The 6,621-nt window shown below is 52.6% G+C and carries 8 protein-coding genes; 3 read left to right on the plus strand and 5 right to left on the minus strand.

Annotated elements, in window-relative coordinates:
• Nucleotides 1-822 (plus strand): DUF4238 domain-containing protein (locus AD949_RS00195; protein WP_211259969.1); only part of this gene is annotated, 822 nt, incomplete at its 5' end.
• Nucleotides 823-985: 163 nt separating this feature from the next.
• Here the strand turns inward: AD949_RS00195 and AD949_RS00200 are convergent.
• Nucleotides 986-1,879 carry a LysR family transcriptional regulator gene (locus tag AD949_RS00200; RefSeq protein ID WP_048836934.1) on the minus strand — a complete coding sequence of 298 codons (894 nt, stop codon included), beginning with the start codon at nucleotides 1,877-1,879 and terminating at the stop codon, nucleotides 986-988.
• Between the two features lie 92 nt (nucleotides 1,880-1,971).
• Between AD949_RS00200 and AD949_RS00205 the strand changes: the two genes are divergently transcribed.
• Both AD949_RS00205 and AD949_RS00210 read left to right on the plus strand, forming a co-directional pair.
• The gene (locus AD949_RS00205) at nucleotides 1,972-2,889 is read left to right on the plus strand and encodes an alpha/beta hydrolase (protein ID WP_048836935.1); all 918 of its coding nucleotides are present in this window, start codon (nucleotides 1,972-1,974) and stop codon (nucleotides 2,887-2,889) included.
• Between the two features lie 32 nt (nucleotides 2,890-2,921).
• Nucleotides 2,922-3,869, plus strand: a complete 948-nt coding sequence (locus tag AD949_RS00210) for an alpha/beta hydrolase (protein WP_048836936.1) — start codon at nucleotides 2,922-2,924, stop codon at nucleotides 3,867-3,869.
• A 10-nt stretch (nucleotides 3,870-3,879) separates the two neighbouring features.
• Here the strand turns inward: AD949_RS00210 and AD949_RS14340 are convergent, their stop codons facing one another.
• The 4 genes from AD949_RS14340 to AD949_RS00220 form a co-directional block, all read right to left on the minus strand.
• The gene (locus AD949_RS14340) at nucleotides 3,880-5,070 is read right to left on the minus strand and encodes a hypothetical protein (RefSeq protein WP_052944610.1); all 1,191 of its coding nucleotides are present in this window, start codon (nucleotides 5,068-5,070) and stop codon (nucleotides 3,880-3,882) included.
• Nucleotides 5,071-5,130: 60 nt separating this feature from the next.
• Entirely contained in the window at nucleotides 5,131-5,583 is a 453-nt protein-coding gene (locus AD949_RS14345) for a hypothetical protein (protein ID WP_244926403.1), read from the minus strand.
• A gap of 67 nt (nucleotides 5,584-5,650) precedes the next feature.
• On the minus strand, nucleotides 5,651-6,037 hold the full coding sequence (locus AD949_RS13510) for a MobC family plasmid mobilization relaxosome protein (protein ID WP_082786015.1): 387 nt from the start codon (nucleotides 6,035-6,037) through the stop codon (nucleotides 5,651-5,653).
• A 178-nt stretch (nucleotides 6,038-6,215) separates the two neighbouring features.
• The coding region (locus AD949_RS00220) for a tyrosine-type recombinase/integrase (protein ID WP_156475903.1) at nucleotides 6,216-6,621 on the minus strand (406 nt) is incomplete at its 5' end.

Raw genomic sequence — 6,621 nt, forward strand, 5'->3', positions numbered from 1 at the left:
AAACGCTCATCCGTGACTTTTCAAACAGGCTCTAAGAGCTACATGTATGAACTGAAGATTCCAAACAAAAGAGAGGTAGAGCTTATAAAAATATTATTTCTCAATGAAAGAAATAAAAATAGGGTTGTAGTTGAAGATAATAAAAAAATACTAGATTGCTACAAAATAGCATCGTTACTTAAACAATATGGAAAAACAAATGAGATTGTCGATTTATATCTAAAAAATTCAATAGAGGGCAGTTATGAAAAACTAGAAAGTGATTTCGACGTTATATTTAATAAAATGATAGAAAAAGATTTATCGTTTTATGAAAATACACAAGCTAGAATAGTTTTTTATAGCTGGCTATCTACTCAGAGTTTGAGAACGTTTGGAGTTAGGCAAAAAATAATTGAGCGACTTAATAAAAATAATGACGTTGATGTTTCTAATTCATGGGCGATTATTAGCATTCTGTTGGCATCAGAGTTGAGTTTATCATTATTTCTGGAAAAACCGAAACGTCCAATTTTCCTCATAGAAAACAAAACTGACATAACATTTTTGACATCCGATCAACCTATCATAAATTTGGATGCCAGAGATGATGGTTCCTCTCCTGCGCATCTATCATGGTATTATCCATTAGGGCCTCGTTTAGCGTTATTATTTCCTGAACCAGGAAAACACGAAGAATTTTACGGTAAAGTTTTAGATTCCGATCAAGTGGATTATTTGAATAAAAGAGTTGTGGATTTGAGCCATGCTCAGTTTTACGCCGACTCCCAAAGGATGATTGAGAGATATGTAGAAAATGATAAAAAGTTCAGTTTTAATTAAATGTACAGAGAGCTATGGGTTTTTATTTCTTCAAATCTTCAACCTATCGTAGTTTATCGCAAAATCCTCGCTACGTTGTCTGTCGGGAATCATGAGTGGACAGGCAGAAGCTATCGTCACGCTGGCCGATAGCAGACGGGCGGCCTTCCCCTCCATTGCTGCCTCACTGCGAATATCGCAACGCCTCGACGAACAGCCTGAAAGCGACGGGGGCCTGTCGCCGGTTTGGGTAGTAAAGATGATACCCTGGCAAAGAGGGTGTGAATTTTGCCAGCGCCTGCACCAGATCGCCGCGCTCCAGATCAGACTGCACCATGTCCAGCGGCAGGTAGGCCAGCCCATGTCCGTCCAGGGCGGCCTCGCGGATAAGGTCAATGGTATTGAGCGTCATCTGCCCCTCCAGCCGCACCCGTGTTTCCCGACCGCCCCGCATCAGTCGCCAGCCATTGACGGTCTGCGATGTCGGCAGCCGCAGATTGACCGCCTTATGCTCGACAAGCCGCGCTGGAGACGTTGGTGCAGGGTGGATGCGGAAATAATCCGGTGATCCGACAATGGCCATGGGGATGTCCGGGCCGATCCGGACGGCAATCATGTCTTTCGCAATCTCGCCGCCCAACCGGATGCCGGCGTCGAAGCGATCCGCCACCACGTCTGCCAGTCCGTAATCAATGGTCACGTCCACACGGATATCAGGATTGTCTCGCAGAAGCTGCTTCACGCCGGGAAGAAGGATGGTTTTCGCCGCATGTTCCACGGTCGTCACCCGGATGGTGCCCGATGGACGGTCCCGCAAATCACTCAGGGAGGCGACCGCTGCATCCAGATCATGCAGCATCGGGCCGAGTGTCGCGAGCAGCCGCTCGCCCGCTTCCGTCGGTGCCACGCTGCGGGTCGTGCGCGACAGCAGGCGCATGCCCAGCCGTTCTTCCGTGCGTCGCACGATCTGGCTCAGGCCGGACTGTGCGATGCCAAGACGACGAGCCGCTTTGGTGAAGCTGCCTTCCTCGGCCACTACGACGAAAGCTGCCAGATCGGCGATTTCATCCCGCTTCATTGATCACTCCAGTGATAGGGCCATGACGTATTATCCGTCTAATTTACGCAATAGGTTTGTTCTACCATGCTTTCATCAACAGGAGACAGACCATGACCAAGATCAGTTTCACGAACACCAACAACCCGGCCATTACCCTGTCGGCGGTGATCAATTTCCCCGATGGCTTCGACGAGACGAAAAAATGGCCCGCCATTGTCGTCTCCCATCCTGGGGGCGGCGTGAAGGAGCAGACGGCTGGTACCTACGCGCAGAAACTCGCGGAACAGGGCTTTGTTACCATTGCGTTCGACCGGTCCTATCAGGGGGAAAGCGGCGGTGAGCCACGCCAGCTTGAGAACCCCTACGTCAGTACGGAAGACGTCAGCGCCGTTATCGACCATCTGACAACGCTGCCCTACATCGACCAGAACCGCATCGGCGCGATGGGCATCTGTGCGGGCGCGGGCTACACGGCCAATGCCGCCATTCAGGACCGTCGCATCAAAGCAATCGGCACTGTCAGCGCAGTCAATATCGGCTCCATGTTCCGCAATGGCTGGGACAATTCGGTGCGCTCGATCAATGCACTCCCGCTGATCGAAGCCGGGTCCAATGCCCGCACCGCAGATGCCGCAGGCAACGGTTACGCCACCATGCCACTCGCGCCGCTGACGGAGAAAGATGCGCCGAACGAAGAACTGCGTCAGGCCTGGGAGTATTATCACACGCCCCGCGCCGAGTGCGCGACCGCGCCCGGCTTTGCCACGCTGCGGAGCCTGAACCAGATCATCACCTATGACGCCTATCACATGGCCGAAACCTATCTGACGCAACCGATCCAGATCGTCGTCGGTAGCAACGCGGGTAGCAAGTGGATGAGCGACGACCTGTACGACCGCGCGGCCAGTACGGATAAGTCGGTCCATATCGTGAAGGGCGCCAATCACATGGATCTCTACGATGGAACAGCCTTCGTGACCGAAGCCGTTTCCGTGCTGGCCCCGTTCTTTCAGGCCAAGCTGGCGTAACGAGCGTGCAAAGCAGAACAAAGGATATCGAGATGAAATCGGTCCAGATACAGAATGCCGATATGGCATGGCCCATTGCAGCCAACACCCTGCTCCCTTCCGACTTTGATGAAAGCAGGGCCTATCCGACCATTGTCAGTGTTCACCCGTTTGGAAGCTGCAAGGAGCAGACCTCGGGGAATGTCTATGGCAAGGCGCTGGCCGAAGCCGGTTTCGTCGTTATTGCTTATGACGCGTCCTATCAGGGTGAAAGCGGCGGTGCGCCGCGCTGGATTGAGAGCCCGACCCAGCGGGTCGAGGACATCAGCCATGTGATCGATTATGCCGTGACGCTGCCTTATGTGGACGCTGACCGTATCGGCGTGATTGGTGTCTGTGGCGGCGGGGCCTACGCCATCAATGCCGCGCTGACGGAAAAACGGATCAAAGCGGTCGTCGGCATCACGCCAGTCAATCTCGGCCGCCTGTTCCGGGAGGGATTCAGTGGTTTCAATCCACTCGGCACATTGGAGGCCATGGCGGCGCAGCGCACGAAAGAGGCGCGTGGTGGCGAGTTGCAGGTCAATGAACTGCTGCCACCGAGCGTCGAGGCAGCCCGTGCGAATGGTCTGACGGACCGGGATGTTCTGGAAGCCACGGATTACTACAAGACGCCTCGCGGCCAGAAGCCCGGTGGGTGGACGCGGCTGCTATTCAGCCATGCCCAGAAAATCCTGTCATGGGACGCGTTTGCCTTTGCTGAACCCCAGCTGACCCAGCCTGTCATGGTTGTAGTGGGAGAAAAGGTCGGCGCGTTCGGCGCCTATCGCGATGGCACGGAGATTTATGGCCGCGCCACCGCGTCTAAAGACCGGCAGATCGTGTCCCTGGAAAACAGCTCGCATTATGATCTGTATGACAAACCGGAAGCCGTCGGTCTGGCACTGGAAAAACTGGTGCCGTTTTTCAGGGTGCACCTTGGAGACAGTGCTTCAGCATAAGAATTATGGTTTATCCGCTTTCGCCATCGACCACATTGAAAGCGGACAGGCCGTTCACCCCTCCAAAGGCGACATTATTGAGTCTTCCAAAGGGCGGCTTGCTTCGGCTTCGAATAGGTTTCTGTAGTGCCTGAAGCACTTCATTTTCAAGAGGTATCTGCGATGACAGTTTTGTCAGATTTGTGCGTTCTGGGGAAAATGGCTTGCTGTTAAGCAGAGATCGAAACAGGGACATGTCGCGACGGGCCTGTTCCTTCGCCAGGCGGTGTTTTTCATTCCAGTCGTAAATCTGTCGCTGACGTGCCCGATTTTGTGCCTCAAACTGCCTGTTCAGCCATTCCTCGCGTTTTTGCGAATTGGCTAGAGCTACAAATTCCGCATCATATTTTGTTTTGATGCGCTCCAGCCTGGGTCTGTTCCGTTCAGTCACAATTGGGCGTATCGGATCAGGCGGGAGAGATCTCAGGCCAACCACAAAGAGCAGCCCCTGAATGGCAAACCGGAGCACTTCCCAAAAATCCAATGCGGTCTGGTCAAACTGCTTTTGTAGGCATCTATGTTTTCCACTCAATCGCTGCCAGATGCTTTCCTTGGCTGCCTCGGACGCCTTCTTTGCTGAGCGATAGTGATCATAGGCGTTTCTTAGCCGTTTTTCGTATGGACGAAGGTCTTTCCGCCATTGTGTCAGAATGACCTCTCTGTCTGGCAGAGGTTGCTTCATGGCGGGAGCCTGCTGGTCAAGGATGGCCTGTCTGTCCTGAAGGGCGTTTAAAAGAAGACATCGCAGGCGGGCTTCTTCCACAGTTCTGATAATCGGGCCAGTGTGAGGGGCCGCCTGAGGGGAACGAACAGGCCGGTCTACATCAGCAACCCGTTTGCGATACAGGTCCTGCTGAAGTTTGCTTCTTTTGGGACGTCGGATGAGGGCTGGCTTCTGTCTGGGCGTGTTTTCTTCTGCAAGCAGTTTTCGGAAATCTGCCATTCTGACTTTGGTCAAACGGGTAAAACTTCCAATGAGCGTGCCGTTCTCGTCTTCAATGATGTGTGCTCCCGGTCTGGTGTCTTTCCTGTCTCCCTCGCGCATTGTCAGGCCATGCTCTTTCAGTGCTGCGCGGAAGGATTTCAGCCCATCAGAGTGAGACCAGAGGTGCGCCACCAGTGTTTTTCGAGTAGCCAGATCAACACCCTGCCGTTCCGTCATCCGTCTTGCCTGTGCTGTATACGCTGCGCGGGGTTTGAGATTGTCTGAAGTGGGTATAAGCTAAGCAATCTGTTCGGCTTCATGATGGTATCCTTGCTTATGAAGGGCATTTGCAATGGCCTTATCATGTCTGCCGGGCACCAGAGCATGCCCTAATCGTAGTTCTTCCAGTCGGGCCACTTTCTCAAGGCGCATCCAGCTAAACCGGCTGCTGAGCACATGATCTCCCTGCCATTCCGGCAGAAGCAAATGCCCATGAGTCAATCCGTCTTTCTGATGGATGATGAGGGTTATATGACTGAGATCAGCTTTAAGCTCTTGGCATAGATGATCGGCAAACTCAGCAAGCTGAGCATCGCTCATCGCTTGTGCCGGATTAAAGGCGATATGGCGCAGGCCATATGTCAGCCCTTCGCGCCTTGCCTCTCGCATGTGGTCACGCATCAGCCAGTCTGACCCAGCCAGAACACGAATAGCTTCATTCTTCGCGCCATGCAGAACATGACGACTCAAAGCCCCCGCACCACTGCGCGTTTTAATCCTGCTTTCTTTGACGATCATGACGCATGGTCACAGGCAATCAATGCACGGTGACAGTCGTGTCGCATTTGCGACGGGCTGTTCTGTTGGAAGGTTTTTTGCGAGATCGTGACAGAATGCGGTCGAACTGATGGATCAGGGTTTCGATATCGTCCAGCACAGACCCGCAATGGACTGCATCGCCACAATTGGCTGAGTGAGCAAGCTGATTGAGATTATTGCCAACGCGTGAAAGCTGGGTGCGTAGTCTGCGGAGTTCGTCTGAAACGGGTGGACCATCATTACCCGAGAACTCAGCGGAAGCCAGTAAAGAGCGTATCCAGTCAGACGTGGTCACATGACCATGACTGTGTGCGATATGGTTCCAGAGCTTCAATTCAACTGGCGATGCACGGACGGAAAGGCGAGAAGTTCGAGATGCAGGCATAACTGATTTTCCTTCTAAAGAGGGGGTTAACGGGGGAGATTTCTCCCCCTTACCAGCTGTCTGACGCTACCCTTTGGGTAGCCGTCTGACACTGCTGGCTCCTCTTAAAGATAACCTATTGGAACAGGCGATTTCCCGTTTTTGTTCTTATGCAAACGAGACTGCCACCATGCGCCGGTTAAATGGGCATAATGCACTCTGGCGGATAGGAGAGGGCTTCGATGACCTGCTTCAAATTGGCAACCTCAATTCCGCTCGTATAGTTTATGGTGCCTTGAGATTTATGACTAGCTTCATGCCCTAAAACAGTATCGATCCATAGTTCCCGAATATGCGCTTCTTGGTTTCGAAGCTTTGTCGAGACGGTATGCCGGAAGGAATGGAACGTTACTGCCTCTGGCAGATCGAGCCGTTTTTTGTGCTTTGAGAAAGAACGGGCAAAGTTATCGCCTCGTTCACCTGATGCTGAAACAGTCAGATCAGGGAAGAGGTATTTTTCACCATTGTCCTGAAGTAGATTCAGCTCTTCCATTCCGAGCAGACTGGAATGAATGGGGATGATGCGCGTTCCTGCTGCCGTCTTT

It is taken from the genome of Acetobacter orleanensis, assembly GCF_001581005.1.
Classification (GTDB): domain Bacteria; phylum Pseudomonadota; class Alphaproteobacteria; order Acetobacterales; family Acetobacteraceae; genus Acetobacter; species Acetobacter orleanensis.